Consider the following 14,491-nt stretch of genomic DNA (forward strand, 5'->3'; position numbering starts at 1 on the left):
GCAGCCTCATTTACCCCAAAGTGCATTGTTGCGGCCACCCGTGATTGGATGGACGATAGCTTGAACAGAATCGTCTATTTTAGGTATTCCATTGGAAACTGGATATCTGGTATCTACGAGTGTTTTTGCGGTTCGCATGATCGGATTCGTCATATTCTCATCTAGTCTTTGGTGCATTACCGAATCGCGTCGGCGCAAGGAGATTGCTCCATGCAATGCGCCACATAAAAACCAGATAAGGTGATTCATGGAGCTATTGGGAATCTGGTCAACCATCATTAACGCAATTAACAGCGAAACACTGGCCACCATACGCTGTTCCTGTCGATCCAAGCTCAACCTGATTGTCCTACCAGCCCGAATCAGCACTGATAGAAACAAGCCCGTTTTCGCGAGATAACCGAGCATTCCAGCCGATCCAATTACAATCACCCAATAACTGTCAGAAACAGAATTGTGCAGGCGACTTCTGCCCCAGCCACCCCACCCCAGCCACATTTTTTCTTTGGCGCGTAGTAGTAATTGCTCTTCATGATGGAAGCGAAACGCCAGCGAGTCTGAACGCTCTTGTCCAAAAAACGCAGCTGCGTCCAATACAGATTCAGTCGGAAACCAACCAAGCATGGATATCAGCGGATAGCAGATTACTGCCAGAACGAGCAGGATCGCAGCTTTCTGTTTGCATCCTGCGGATAAAAGAAGAGTAGCTGACACTGCCACCAGCCCAATCAACCATGCCCCAACAGATTTGCATAATACTAAGACCACCAGCAGATAAATTAATATCAGCATTGCTGGAACACGGGCAACTGACAAGCGCATTTGCGCCAGGCAGGCCGCCATGGAACAGACGATGACCATTAGTATGGCAACTAACAGCCCATGTCCAATAAATACTACTGGCCTAAACCCATCGAATCGCATCATTTGGGCAAACTGGTGGGGAAAAAAGCCATATATCCAGGTGTGCAGTTGTGGGCTGATACGTATTTCAAGCAAAATCAACGGCGTATAAAGCAGACCGGCTATAACCAACATACGGACCAACTGGTACAAGTCAACCTTTGTACGGACAATTGCTGTACCAACTAAAAATGGCAAGAGATTTAAATAGCCGTCTAGTGCAAACGCAATACCGTCATATAGGCGGAGACCTTGCACCATTTTTTCGCCATTAAAAACTGGTTCGCTATTAGTTGTTGAAGTCATCACCATCAAAAAGATTATCGCACAAAATAGGATTTTTTCGCGCCAAGTACTGGGCACGAGAGGCACCCAGATTTTCTTGATGACAAAGCACCAGAGCATTGCTGAAAGCGAAGGTATAGTTCCTTTATCCAATGCGGGGATTAAAGGTAGATCTATACCAACCTTTACCGGCAATAAGAGATACCCACCAACGATCGTCCAGAAAGTAGCTGTTAGTGTGGTATATTTACTATAGAGCGCTAGACTAACTATCGGCCAACCTAGTAGTGCCAGATATGCTACAGTATTTCCCATGTCTATTTACCACTCGCCGATATATTCACACTGCGGCTTGATCAGCACGGCTCACTTGTCGCAGCCGTTTTGCCAGTGGCCAAAGATGGCAGAAATTGGAAAAATACCGACCTGCCAGTCGCCTTGGGTTTACCAGCAAACGATATAACCATTCACAGCTCAAATTTTGCATCCAAGCGGGAGCGCGCTGTTCCTCACCCACGATAAAATGCAATGATGCGCCTATACATAGAGCAGTTCCGCGCTCTAAAACATTCCCCAGGCGTTCGGCAAGTAATTCCTGCTGCGGTGAACCAACGGCCAAGAAAATAAAATCACTACGCGCATCGTGACAAAAAGCTACCAGCGACTCAATTTCATCCGGCTTGTTGATAAAGCCCATGGTTGGATTTCGATGCGCTATCTGGAGCTGTGGATACATTTCTCGCAGGCGAGAAATCAGCCTATCGCTGCCTCCGATAATTACGATGTTATCCCGGGGCGTTAGAAAACTTTCGAACATCTGCGCGGTCAGGCCGCTCCCTGTGACAACTGCCGGCGCTTTATGACCAGTAACGGCGAGAAGCTTCTGTAATATACGGCTATCGCAGAGCGAAAGAGCCGCACCGCGGTATAATTTTACCAACGAGCTCTGCTGCGAAAGCGTGTAAAGACGTTGCACATGGTCAATATTTGGCGTTACTACATAGCCATATGATCCGGCCGAGCACTGGCGACGTAGCCACATCAACACCTGGTTCTGATCCATGTCATGCAGCAGACAAAAACCGAGATCTGCCGGCTGCGGTAGATACTGGGGATGATCATCTTCAGAAACCTGATTAGTTGCTGCACCCGCTTCTTCCTTTACATCCATGTCGTCGATGACGACACTGCTTTCGCCAGTAGTCATTGAGAATCTTCCCTGATCTCTTGCAGTAATCCATTTACTGCAAAGTGTTTTATCTCATTGGAGTGACACTATCGCTCCGTTCGCACCCAAGTCTGAGGCCGTTTGCGCTGGAAGAATTTGATGTAAATAGATAGTTTTCCAAAAACAAAACGGGCCACCTCCCAAACATCCGTTAACCTAAGATAAATCCGCCCTACCGCAGCCCAACATATCCAGATAGCAACAAAAAATATACTCAGAGTCACCATAGCCAGAATGAACGGCAATTGACTCCCCAACAGCATCAAACCAGCGGTATAAATAATTTGAACCATTAACAAAATGGCAAAAAAAGTGAGTGGCGGGATGGTCAGGTCCATCGCCACACTCATCAGTCGTATATTTTTTTTCCGCACAGCCTGTTTCAGTGCTTTGGGCACGCCTTCCAATATGGTCGATAAGTGTCCGTGTTCCCAACGGGTTCTCTGGGTTTCTGCGGCACTGTCGGTACCAGGTAACGAACTACGTACGGTAACCGTGGGCTCGAACTGAGGAGGATGACCGACAGCCCCCAGGTCCAGTCCCATCTGGATGTCTTCCACAATATTTCCTGAAGCAATCTGAACATTCCTCAGCAGACCCTTTGGAAACGCCATACCGGTTCCCATTAGCTGACAGGGCTGCCCAAAATACTTCAACCCCATCGGGCGTAAGAAATTTTTTACACGCCAGGCAAACAGGGCAACTCTGACACCGACTCCCTCTTTACTCGGCGCATCCAAAGCGTAATTTGCTTGTACCGGGGTGTTTTGTTCTAGCGCGACACCTGCGAGACGGTCGAGACCATTTCCGTCAACCGAGCAATCCGCATCCAACACGATGACAATTTTCTGCGGCTGCTCAAATATATACTCTAATCCATAAGCAAGCGCATAACCCTTGCCTTTCAGGTTATCATTGGCTCGCTCCAGAACCTTGGCGCCAAGACGGCGGGCCATCTCTGCTGTGCCATCACTACAGTTGTCAGCGACCACCACCACGCGGGAAAGATCACCCAATACAGGTGTTAGATCATTTAAAGTGGTTTCGATGATTGCTGCTTCATTGTGGGCGGGCATCAGGATGAGAAAATCATCGCTTGTCTGTAATGCGTAAGAGCTTTCTTCTTTGCGCGCTTGCCGTTGTCCGAAATAGCACTCAGCAAGGAATAGGCATGAGAGTCCGAGCAGGCACAGTGCTAGCAGCGTGGATAGCACGCTCACTATCACAATAAGAAGGTCTGGCAGCCAACTGGCGATGTTCATGCGAGTGCCCCCGCAAAGTGTTGGGCCAGGCGCTGAGATTCCTGTTCAGCATCATGGCGTACCGCAACTTTTTGTTGGCCCGAAAGACCCATCTGGCGGCAGGTTTCCGGGCTGGCTTCGATGGCCTTATGTAGAGCATCCGCCAGATGTGTGCGGGAACCGGCCGGGATCATCCACCCTTCCTTACCATCCTCCACCAGCTCCGGGATACCGGCAATGTAAGTGGTAATCACCGGTCGGCCCATTGCCAATGCCTCCATAATGACAACCGGTAAACCCTCAGCAAAGCTGGGAAGCACCATGGCTTTACTACAAGACAGGTAACGTTTTACATCTTCGCCACCAATCCACCCGGTTATTTCTACAACGTCCTGAAGTCCGTATTCTGAAATTTTCTGTTCAATCTCTAGGCGCATAGGGCCATCGCCGGCCAGTATCAACTTCATTTTATGTCCGGACTGACACACGTCGCGTACAGCCTCGATCAAAAGTAACTGCCCTTTTTGCTCACATAACCGACCGACACAGACAAATACATTTTCTTCTGGGCAAGCAGTATTTTCGGCCGGCTGACTTTTAACTGCGACCTGCTGTAAAAATAATTTGTCCAGACCACAATGGACTATATGAATCTTGGACCACTGATCAGTGTTTACCTGGCGAAACAGTTGGCTGCGGCAAAAAGAAGTAATTGCTACTACAAATTTTGCTCGTTTTATTTTTTCCGACAGGTGAATGGCTGCAGGCTTATCGAATTCTTCCGGCCCATGCACTGTGAAGCTGTACTGTACCCCGCCCAACATACTTGCCAGCATCGCCACGGTTGTAGAATTGGTGCCAAAATGTGCATGCACGTGTTTCACGCCGGCTTTGGACATCCATCGATTCAACACCACCGCTTCAGCAAAATATGCCAGGTGGCGAAGGGCACCGCGCTCGGATGTGATACCGATTTGAATGGCCCTGATCAACACGCCGAAAAAATGTATGGGACTGGAGGCAAGCATCCGCGCCAGCACACAGAGCAATGCCACCTTTGAGATTCGCAAGATATAGCGTGTTTTACCGACTTCCTGTTTGTCCGCCGAGTCAGCCAGATTCGGTTCATCTACCCGCAGGGCAATACGAAGCACCTCAACACCCCGGTCTTCAAGGGCGGCTATTTCTCTGCGAATAAAGCTGTGGCTGACGGCAGGATATTGATTGATAAAGTACGCAATTTTCATGAAATATCTGGATCTATTTACCTGGATAAAGGACGCGCTTATTTATATTCGATGATTGTCAGATCCCTGGAAAAAACGCTGCGGGAGAAATATTTTAGCGCTCCATACACTTGGAAGAATTTCGCCGCCATTAGAAACCCTGCATAGCTGGCCGCCAGTGAAAACGGTATTTTTGTTCGACGTACACAGAACATTGTAATTTTTGCCCACTGCATCGGGTAAGCGAGAAAGAGGACCAGGGCTAACGGGTTCACCAGTAATCCGCTCAGCAGGCAACCGACCGGAAATACCAGACCCCAAAACAGGATCCCGACTAATTCTCTAACCTGATATTTTTCCTCGCTTCGTCCATGCATAGCGGCGGCCTGCGCGTATGCATGACCACAGCGTTCTGCTCTGCGCGCGTACTGGGAAAACCGGTGCATATCTGCATCATGTAATGTCATATCACCATCAATACGGGAAATTCGCCAACCAGAGCGACGCAAACGCAGACACATCTCGGGCTCTTCACCGGCAATCACAATCGGGTTAAATCCACCGGCATTTTGAAATGCGTCTTTTCGTACCATAAAATCGCCTCCACAGGCTGCTGCATCACCCACTGGAGTATTCCACTCAATATCACAAAGGCGATTGTAGATACTGACGTGCGGATAGGTTTCTCTACGACGCCCACAGGCAATAGCAACCTGGGGATTTTCCGTCAGGTGTCGGCTCGCCATTTCTAGCCAACCGGAGTGCAGCTGGCAATCTCCATCAAGAAACTGCACATATGTCAGATCCGGATGCAGACCTATCAACTTTTCAAACCCCTCATTGCGCGCTCTTCCTGCGGTAAATGGCTGGCTCAAATCCAAATCTACCACCGTGCATCCAGCATCTTTCGCCGCGGCTTTGCTACCATCTGTAGACCCAGAGTCCACATACACCACGGGCATTTTTTCAACATCAATTGAAGCCAGACAGTTGACGAGGCGCAGCCCCTCGTTTCGACCAATCACCACGAGACCTATTTTTGCATCAGTATACCGGGGCGTGGCGTTCACGATACCGCCCCCAAATTCCCTACCGGTATTGCCTTAGTCTCGTTAACGGGGCGCTCAATACGAGCAGCACTCACCTGGTGATAGTTCTCGCAAGTAAGTTTGGCGCCCAGATAGGAAGAAAGCACTTGCATGTCTTTGTCAAATTCTTTTGATAGCATCAGGATATTTTCTTTCGACAGCTTCGGACGTTGCTGCATGGTCAGCTCGCCCTTTACCCAGTCACGCAATTTACGCGGAACCAGGCTACGACGTAAGAATTGAAGCAAGGGGTTATCAATAAGAAACCGATCCATTGGAAATCGACGAATTCTCTGACTGGAAATATTTCTCGGAGCTATCTCTCGCTGCCAGGCTACCGGTGCCTTATAACCAATGAAATCGCACACCTCCTGCAATACCTGATCTGGCATCAGTTTGATGTGCTCGTACTGCACAACCAGAATGTTTTCACGTCCAAACATCGCTTCAAATGGGGCCAACTGCATTCCGTACCGGCTGTAGTCAACCAGCTCCGGATGGCTGGAGATCGCCTCATCAACGGGCGCCGAAATCACCCCCTGACTCCACTCGTGAATATATTGCGACACCAGCCTTTCAATCGGGTGGCGGACAACGTAAATCAACTTGGGCTTACCCAAAGCGGAAGCGATTCTCTCGACAGCCTCTGGATAGGTTGGCAACTTTGTGTAGTGAGTGCTTGCTTCGCCACATATATCTTCTGCGTCCGCACTGGCAAACAGATTCAGGTACCAATCGAGGCCCGCCTGGTAATTTTCATCGTCACTAAAAAAATTTGGTTCTTTCAGCTCTGGCATAAAAATGCCGGGCTGTGACTTCAATTGATCGTACAGACTAGTGGTGGCGCATTTCATGGCGCCAATAATGAGAAAGCTGGGGCGTTTGCTGCTCATGCTTTTTGGGGATCCCATAATTCTACATTTGAATTGCTATTTGCTGCTTACTTTGAGGACTACTCAGGCATGGTCCATAGATCACGCCACTCGCGCTCGGCGGCTCCATCGGCGGTTTTCCCGAACAGGCGTTTGCTCTGACATAAGGCTCTCCCAACCAGCCACAGACAATTGGCCGCTGCCAGCTTCAGCCAACCGCCCCGATGAATAAGATATCGCGCTCTGGACTGGTAAAAGTACGCCGGGAGCCGCTTCTTCTGTATCGCTCTGCGCTTGACACTGGAGCTTCCCCCACGAAGGTGCACCACACGCGCCCGGGGTTCGTGTCCTATTTGCCATCCTGCCTTACGCGCTCTTGCGCAGAATTCGGAATCCTCGAAATACATAAAGTACTTCTCGTCCATCAGGCCAACTTTTTTGAAGACCTCACTACGGATCATTACGCAGGCGAAACTGGTCCAGTGGATGGTTGATTTGGAATCCCCTATGGGAATTGCTACCACTTTGTGCTTGAAAATTCGTGCGGCCAGGGTGAGCTGTGCTCCACGCAGAAATTCACTGATGGCCCCCTGATCCCTGAAACAGCTTTCCTGGGGATGCCCATCGAGGAATTCGAGGCGAGGCCCCATAAGCCCAACATCCCCTTGTTCCTGCATGCTATACAAAAGCTGATAAATACTATTCGGGCGGACGATCGTGTCGCTATTGAGCAGAAGATAGAATTTTGCGGGCTGCGTGGAGATACCGAGATTATTACCTGCTGCAAAACCGCCGTTGATCGGAGATTGCTGCAAATGAATGCGATTGCGCGCCCTCTCGGATTGTCGCTGCCACCACTGCTGCAGTTGCAGCATTGACTCATCACCAGAGGCATTGTCCACCACAACAACCCGCGGTTCTGCCGACTTCTCTGCCAGTAGCTCAAGTTCTGGCAAAAGGCTTTCCAGACAATCTATTACCAGCTGTGGCGTTTTGTAATTGACGATAACGATACTGAGCGTGATGTCTTGCTGTTGGCTGTCCATAGCTTCTACGTTTGGTGGTGGCCGACTTCAGTTATTCCTTTTGAAGCCTATTGGCAATACGGTTTCAGATACTGTCGAACTAATCGAAAGAACTACTTTAGGTAGCGTGTATCGATTACATTGGTTTTTTCCCGAATCCGGTCTGACCAGGCGCTTAGCCTGAAGCGACGGGCCAGTAGCTGTTGCAGCCACAACCCTAGCCCCCATCTTCGAATATGAAATTTGGCTTTAAACAGTCGATTTTGGACCTTGATATACAGTCGCTCGGAAAGTGTCAGGGGCGGCTGTGTATCCACTACACGGGTGTAACCGAGCTCGTCTATCTGCTTACCCAGGCGTAACTCTACCCAGCGCACATCCCTGTCTGCCATTTTCCGCTTCCACTGATTGGCGTATCTCGCGGAAGGGAACCCGTAACTGGTATCACGCTCAATTTGCAGCATCTGTGTCTGATAACCAATACCCAGAAAGTCACAGATTTTTCGCAGTGTCGCCTCAGACTCACAGACCAGATCTTCATAGCGGATATCGATACGCTGGCTTTCAGGCACCTGTGCGTTCAGTATTTTCCGGTGGCGCTCCACTTTTTCCCAAAAGTAAGCGCCCTCATAGGTATTGCCAGCCCAACCCATGCCAATACAGGATCGCGCCACATCTCTTGGATCTCGAACCAGATTGATAAATCGCGCTTTGGGCCAGATCCGGGGGAGCAAATCGATACGAGAATGCACCGAGGCACCGACGATGCTGCGAGGATTGCGCAGATGAATTTGACGCAAAAAGTCTCTTACCAAAGGCTCGTAGGGCAGTGCCGGGTCGACATTCAAGTTAAGTGCGCCGGTTTGTCGGTCAGTGCGAACAAACCGGTGATAACTCGACAGAGGGGGCCACTCGTTTCCACGCGCCTCACATACCGCACCTTCAAATTCCCCGAACAGGTTAACTTCCGAGTGATGATCAAGGAGTAGCCGCAGTAGCGTGGAGCCAGAACGCAGCGGCCCCACCACAAACAGCGGGCTCTCCAGCACTTCTTGATGCGGATGATTAATGGTGTTTGGCATTTCCCTGCGTCCTTCCCATCGCTCTTAACTCTGTGCCTGACTGGCGAGCCGTTTCCTGTTGGTTTTCTGCCGCGCTTTGCGGTTGCGCGCCTAGGTGCTGTGATGCGGCAGACACGATATTCATCTTGACTTCAGGTGCCAAACCGGTTGGGCGCTCACCGATTGACGCTTCAGAGATCACCGCAAATGTGACAATCAAGGAGGATTGAATGAGGGGATAAAAAATTGAAAATTGCAGAACAACGAGGTGTCCCGCGGCCTATCCCTATTTTACTGCATGCAATCCTTGCACCGGCGCCAAGCTTATCCGGAAAATTTTGGAGAAAATGGCACGAAAAACAACAGTCTGTCGCTAATTTCATCCTGCGGGCATCTGGCAGGTAAATGACTCGAGACATTGATCACACTTTATCAGGGTTCTATAAAAATCAAAAACCCTGCGCCAATTTATTGTGTTCTGCTGTTGTTTTATATTTCTCACGCTACGGCTGGCGTAAGTAACTCACATTGCGTCAATATCATTTGAATTGCGCCGTCACAATAGATACAAAATGTGCCAATCCCAGAAACGCAAAAAGCCGCCCAGCGGGCGGCTCTTTGTCTCAACAGGTATTCGGTTCATTTCTCAACAAAGGCCCGCTCAATTACGTATTCGTGTGGAACACCGGCGCGGGTTTCCTTGAAGCCCCAATTATCGAGAATCTTGGTTAGGTCCTTGAGCATGGCGGGGGACCCGCACAGCATAAAGCGGTCTTCTTCCACATTCGGCTCGGGTAGTTCTAGATCGCTGAATATCTTGCCCGACAGCATCAAGTCCGTCAGGCGGCCATTATTCCGATAAGGCTCGCGCGTTACGGTGGGGTAGTACAGCAAGCCCTGCTTTACCATCTCACCAAAATATTCGTGTGCCGGGAGTTCGGTCTCGATGTATTCCTGATAGGCCAGTTCTGACTTGAATCGCACACCGTGGGTCAAGATCACCTGATCGAAGCGTTCGTAGACGTCCGGATCTTTGATAATGCTCATAAAAGGTGCCAGACCGGTGCCTGTCGACAATAACCACAGGCGTTTGCCAGGCAGCAGATGATCCGCGACCAAGGTGCCCGTAGGCTTGCGGCTGACAAAGATCTCGTCGCCTGGCTTGATCTTCTGCAATTGGGAGGTCAAGGGGCCATCGGGGACCTTGATACTGAAGAACTCTAGTTCGTCCTCGTAGTTGGCGCTGGCAATAGAGTAAGCACGCAGCAGCGGGCGGCCGTTAGGCTGCTCCAGGCCGATCATGGTGAAGTGGCCATTTTCGAAGCGAAAGCCGGGATCGCGGCTGGTCTTGAAGCTGAACAGGGTGTCGTTCCAGTGATGGACCTCGAGCACCGTTTCTTTATTCAAATTTGACATAACAAAATAAGAAATTATTCCAGAGTTCTTTGCTGCAGGAAGTTTAACGCTGACGCATCTATTGGCAAAATGGGATATTTCGATATTCTTTATCAATTTTTTGGATAGTTGTCATGCGCTATACCCTGCGGCAGTTGGAGGTATTCCTCGCCTGCGCCCACCACCAGAACGTGAGCCGCGCGGCCGAGAGCCTGAATATGTCGCAGTCCGCAGCCTCCACAGCGCTGAAGGAGTTCGAGCAGCAGTTCGACCTGCGCCTGTTCGAGCGCACCGGTAAACGGTTGCGGCTGAACGAACTGGGGCGGCAGCTCTGGCCAAGGGCGGAGGAACTACTGGAACGGGCTCGCGAGCTGGAATCCACGCTGCTGGTACACAGCGACCTGGGGCGACTGAAGATCGGCGCTACGCTGACCATTGGCAACTATATGGCGGCGGGGATCATGGCCCGCTATATGGAGGAACAACCGGGGGCACGGGTCGAGCTGGAAGTGGCAAATACCGCGGCCATCGCCCAGGGGGTGCTCAATTTCGAATTGGACCTGGGGTTAATCGAGGGCGAACTCAATCACCCGGATCTTGAAATGATTCCCTGGCGAGACGACGAGCAGGTAGTGTTCTGCGCTCCGGACCACCCATTTGCAAAACGTGCACAATTGACCGATGACGAGCTTCGGGAGGCGACGTGGATTCTGCGGGAAACCGGTTCCGGCACCCGCCAGACCTTTGAGCGCGCAATGGCGGGACTGCTTCCGGAGCTAAATGTAAGACTGGAGTTACAGCACACTGAGGCAATCAAGCGCGCAGTGGAGGCAGGACTCGGTATTAGTTGTCTTTCCAGGGTATCGCTGACCGATGCGTTCCGCCGCGGCACATTGGTTGAGCTGCCGGTACCGCAGCGTGACTTCAGCCGCGAGTTTTACTTCGCCTTACACCGACAGAAATATCGCAGCTCAGGAATTGAGCGCTGGTTGGAGCTTTGCCGGCAAGCGCCCTGAGCCTTTAACCATTATGGATGCCTGCCACACAGCCTAATCGGAGAGAAGCGCAATAAATTACCCGCCAGGGCAGACTCCTACGATATGCTGCGTGACAAATACTTACTCCTGCCCCGCCTTGCGCGCATCCAGGCGACGAATAAACTCCTGCAGGATCAATCGGTACAGTTCTTTCCCCAGATACTTGTCTTCCACGCCACTATCGATCGACGGGTTGTCATTTACCTCGATGACATAGCCCTTACCGGCCGACTCCTTTACGTCCACACCGTAGAAACCGCGCCCGATAGGCTTCGTCGCTTTTAATGCGGCCTGTAATACTGGTTTCGGTACCTCAAACGTCGGCAGAGTGGTAAAACCACCGCTGACGGTTTTCTTGCTCCCGTGGTTATAGATCTGCCAGTGATTCTTCGCCATGTAATAGCGACAGGCATACAGCGGCTTATTGTCCAATACACCGATGCGCCAGTCGAATTCCGTATATAGGAACTCCTGGGCCAGTAACAGACTGGACTCAGCAAAAAGCTCTTCCAGTTTTTCGTGCAGCTCGTCTGCGGAGTTGACCTTCACCACTCCGCGGGAGAAAGAACCGTCGGGGATTTTTACCACCATCGGCAGCCCGAGCTGGTCCATCGCCTGTTTTAAACTCTCTTCGTCCCCGCGGCGTAAAATACGCGTGCGCGGTGCCGGCACCTTGTGGGTGTTGAACAGGTCCGCCAGGTAGATCTTGTTGGTACAGCGCAGGATACTGGTGGGGTCATCCAGTACCACTAAACCTTCCGCTTCTGCTTTTTTGGCAAAGCGGTAAGTATGGTGGTCGATGGCTGTGGTCTCGCGGATAAAGAGACCGTCGAATTCCGACAGGCGCATATAGTCGCCGGGACCGATCAGTTCCACGGACAGGCCCAGCTCGCGCCCAGCGCTGACAAACTTCTTGATCGCGGCCCCGTCAGACGGCGGCAGCTTTTCTTCCGGATTTACCAGAATCGCCAGGTCATAGCGACTGTTACTGGGTTTCTTGTGCTGGCGCCATACTTTGTTGCTGAAATTGTCCAGCGCCTCGGCAAACTCGGTTTCTTCCGCCTCACTCAAATCGCGGTGGGAGCATACTTTCAGTTCGACGATTTCCCACTGCGGATTCGCCTGCAGGTGGATCTCCAGTACCGGGCAGGCAAAACGGTCGAAAAGCGCCCGCGCCAATGGTTGTAGCGCCGGGTCCGCACAGCGGCCGAAGTAGGACTTCACCACCTTTTCGCTACCCGGCTCCGGCTGCGGCAGCCTGGCCAGCGCCGGGATCGCCTGGGACAGTTGCAACTTGTACAGCTGCGGCAGCGCCAGGTCGTTCAACGTCCGCACACTCGGCAGCACATTGTGATTGCGCGCCTCTGCCAGCAATGAGCAATAGTAGCCCTCGCTGCGGTAGTCATAATCCGCACACAGGTTGATGACCCGCACCCGCTGGGACCGGGCCGGGAGTGCCAGATAGTCGGCAAAGGTGATTACCCGCTCGCTCGGATAGTAGGGAGCCCAGTCGTCGGGCTCATCGATCACAATCAGGATCTGGGACATGTATCGGTGGTCTGCCTAGGTAGGAGAGAAGTTCGCGCCGGGAAAGAAGTGGCGCTGTCGGTAAGGCCTAGTCCGCGATCCAGGGCTGGGCCGCGGGAAATGCGAAAGATAGAAGAATTTTTAGTTTCTGCCTAATAATTTTTTGCACTTTAGCAGGCTAAAAGTGGCCCCAGCGCCCGGTTGGCGGGGCATCCACCACGCAACTTTTGTTAGCGCTGCCAGCAGGGTGCCCAACACATCGATCTCCGCGCCGTGCGCCAATAAGCCGGCGGGCCTGCAGCCTGGATGGCTAGCGACGAATTTTTTTCATTTTCCAGATTTGAGGCATTGCTCACTGGGGCCAACAGCGCTTTAATCGCACCATCTACACAACCTCCCCGGTCCGTCAGTGACCGGTCTGTACCCACCCGATGCCCCCAGAAACCACTCCAAAAGCCAGTCTTAAAATTACCCCCGACTACACCCTTCGCCCCGCGACCGCCGGCGACCTGGACCAGCTATGCCTGCTGGAAGACGCCAGCTTTAGTGGCGACCGGCTGAGCCGCCGGCGCTTCCGCCACTGGCTCAAGACCGACAACCGGGTATTTCTGGTGGCCGAGGCCGACGGCGAGTTGCTGGGCTATACGCTCGTGCTGCTGCGCCGCGGCACCCGCCTTGCGCGCCTCTACTCACTCGCGGTCGGTCCGGCCGGACGCGGAAGAGGAATTGGCAAAGCACTGCTCAGCGCTGCGGAAGACGCCAGTAGCCGCAGCGGCCGCCTGTATATGCGTCTGGAAGTGGCCGAATCCAACACCGCCGCCATTGCCCTGTACCGCCAGCTGGGTTACCGGACTTTCGGTAGTTACTCCAATTATTACGAGGACGCCAGTAATGCTCTGCGCATGCAAAAGCGTATCCGCTACCGCCCGGAAAACCTGCATACATTGAACGTGCCCTGGTACGGCCAGCGCACCGAGTTCACCTGCGGGCCCGCCGCGGCGATGATGGCAATGGCGGGGCTGGACGCAGCCTATGAACCCAATGGTAGCGACGAACTGGCGCTGTGGCGGGAGGCAACCACCATCTTCATGACTTCCGGCCATGGCGGCTGCCACCCGATCGGACTGGCACTGGCGTTACAAAAACGCAGCTTCGACTGTGAAATCTACCTCAACCAGCAGGGTCCTCTTTTTGTAAGTGGCGTGCGCAGCGAAGAAAAGAAACGCGTGATAGAGGAAGTCGATGAGGATTTCCGTGAGCGGGCAAGAGACGCCGGGATACCGGTCATAGCGGAGGAATTCACCCAGCAACAGTGTCAGCAGTGGCTCGAACAGGGTGCACTGGTACTACTGCTGATCAGCACCTATCGCCTGGACGGCAAGAAGGTGCCCCATTGGGTCACCCTAACAGGAATGGACGACGAGTGTTTTTATGTACACGACCCGGATGTCGACGATGAGGACAATCCGCTCGACAGCCAATATCTGCCGATCGCGCGGGAAGATTTCGCGAGAATGTCGCTGTTCGGGAAGGAGCGGTTACGTACCGCGGTGGTCATTAGAAAGCCCGGGTGATCGTCAAGCAAAAAGGTCTCATGGTGAAA

12 protein-coding genes are annotated in these 14,491 nt (G+C 52.1%); 2 read left to right on the forward strand and 10 right to left on the reverse strand.

All coding sequences use genetic code 11. From position 1 onward, the window contains the following. Positions 1-6 precede the first annotated feature (6 nt). The 9 genes from LC059_RS07570 to LC059_RS07610 all read right to left on the reverse strand — a co-directional run bounded on the left by LC059_RS07570 (position 7) and on the right by LC059_RS07610 (position 10,345). Complete coding sequence (locus tag LC059_RS07570) at positions 7-1,503, reverse strand: hypothetical protein (RefSeq protein ID WP_226703240.1); 1,497 nt, start codon at positions 1,501-1,503, stop codon at positions 7-9. 25 nt (positions 1,504-1,528) lie between these two features. Next, on the reverse strand, positions 1,529-2,395 hold the full coding sequence (locus tag LC059_RS07575; protein ID WP_226703241.1) for a WecB/TagA/CpsF family glycosyltransferase: 867 nt from the start codon (positions 2,393-2,395) through the stop codon (positions 1,529-1,531). A gap of 68 nt (positions 2,396-2,463) precedes the next feature. After that, positions 2,464-3,678: a glycosyltransferase family 2 protein gene (locus LC059_RS07580; RefSeq protein WP_226703242.1), complete on the reverse strand. Its 1,215-nt coding sequence runs from the start codon at positions 3,676-3,678 to the stop codon at positions 2,464-2,466. Continuing rightward, positions 3,675-4,904 carry a glycosyltransferase gene (locus LC059_RS07585; RefSeq protein ID WP_226703243.1) on the reverse strand — a complete coding sequence of 410 codons (1,230 nt, stop codon included), beginning with the start codon at positions 4,902-4,904 and terminating at the stop codon, positions 3,675-3,677. Before LC059_RS07585 ends, LC059_RS07580 begins: the two co-directional genes overlap by 4 nt. A 38-nt stretch (positions 4,905-4,942) precedes the next feature. Continuing rightward, on the reverse strand, positions 4,943-5,953 hold the full coding sequence (locus LC059_RS07590; RefSeq protein ID WP_226703244.1) for a glycosyltransferase: 1,011 nt from the start codon (positions 5,951-5,953) through the stop codon (positions 4,943-4,945). After that, positions 5,950-6,864 carry a sulfotransferase family protein gene (locus LC059_RS07595; RefSeq protein ID WP_226703245.1) on the reverse strand — a complete coding sequence of 305 codons (915 nt, stop codon included), beginning with the start codon at positions 6,862-6,864 and terminating at the stop codon, positions 5,950-5,952. The genes LC059_RS07590 and LC059_RS07595 overlap by 4 nt, the downstream gene beginning before the upstream one ends. A gap of 59 nt (positions 6,865-6,923) precedes the next feature. Continuing rightward, positions 6,924-7,889, reverse strand: coding sequence for a glycosyltransferase family 2 protein (locus LC059_RS07600; protein WP_226703246.1), 966 nt, complete (start codon positions 7,887-7,889; stop codon positions 6,924-6,926). A gap of 92 nt (positions 7,890-7,981) precedes the next feature. Continuing rightward, complete coding sequence (locus LC059_RS07605) at positions 7,982-8,950, reverse strand: sulfotransferase family protein (RefSeq protein ID WP_226703247.1); 969 nt, start codon at positions 8,948-8,950, stop codon at positions 7,982-7,984. 618 nt (positions 8,951-9,568) lie between these two features. Continuing rightward, positions 9,569-10,345, reverse strand: coding sequence for a ferredoxin--NADP reductase (locus tag LC059_RS07610; protein ID WP_226703248.1), 777 nt, complete (start codon positions 10,343-10,345; stop codon positions 9,569-9,571). A 113-nt stretch (positions 10,346-10,458) separates the two neighbouring features. Between LC059_RS07610 and LC059_RS07615 the strand changes: the two genes are divergently transcribed. Further along, positions 10,459-11,340 (forward strand): LysR family transcriptional regulator, encoded by an 882-nt coding sequence (locus LC059_RS07615; protein ID WP_226703249.1) that lies wholly within the window; start codon positions 10,459-10,461, stop codon positions 11,338-11,340. A gap of 102 nt (positions 11,341-11,442) precedes the next feature. Here the strand turns inward: LC059_RS07615 and LC059_RS07620 are convergent, their stop codons facing one another. Further along, positions 11,443-12,909 carry a RimK family protein gene (locus LC059_RS07620; protein WP_226703250.1) on the reverse strand — a complete coding sequence of 489 codons (1,467 nt, stop codon included), beginning with the start codon at positions 12,907-12,909 and terminating at the stop codon, positions 11,443-11,445. 410 nt (positions 12,910-13,319) lie between these two features. Here LC059_RS07620 and LC059_RS07625 point away from each other — a divergent pair, with 410 nt between their 5' ends. Next, positions 13,320-14,462 carry a GNAT family N-acetyltransferase/peptidase C39 family protein gene (locus tag LC059_RS07625; protein ID WP_226703251.1) on the forward strand — a complete coding sequence of 381 codons (1,143 nt, stop codon included), beginning with the start codon at positions 13,320-13,322 and terminating at the stop codon, positions 14,460-14,462. Positions 14,463-14,491 lie beyond the last annotated feature (29 nt).

Source organism: Microbulbifer elongatus (assembly GCF_020524885.1).
Taxonomy (GTDB): Bacteria; Pseudomonadota; Gammaproteobacteria; order Pseudomonadales; family Cellvibrionaceae; genus Microbulbifer; species Microbulbifer elongatus_A.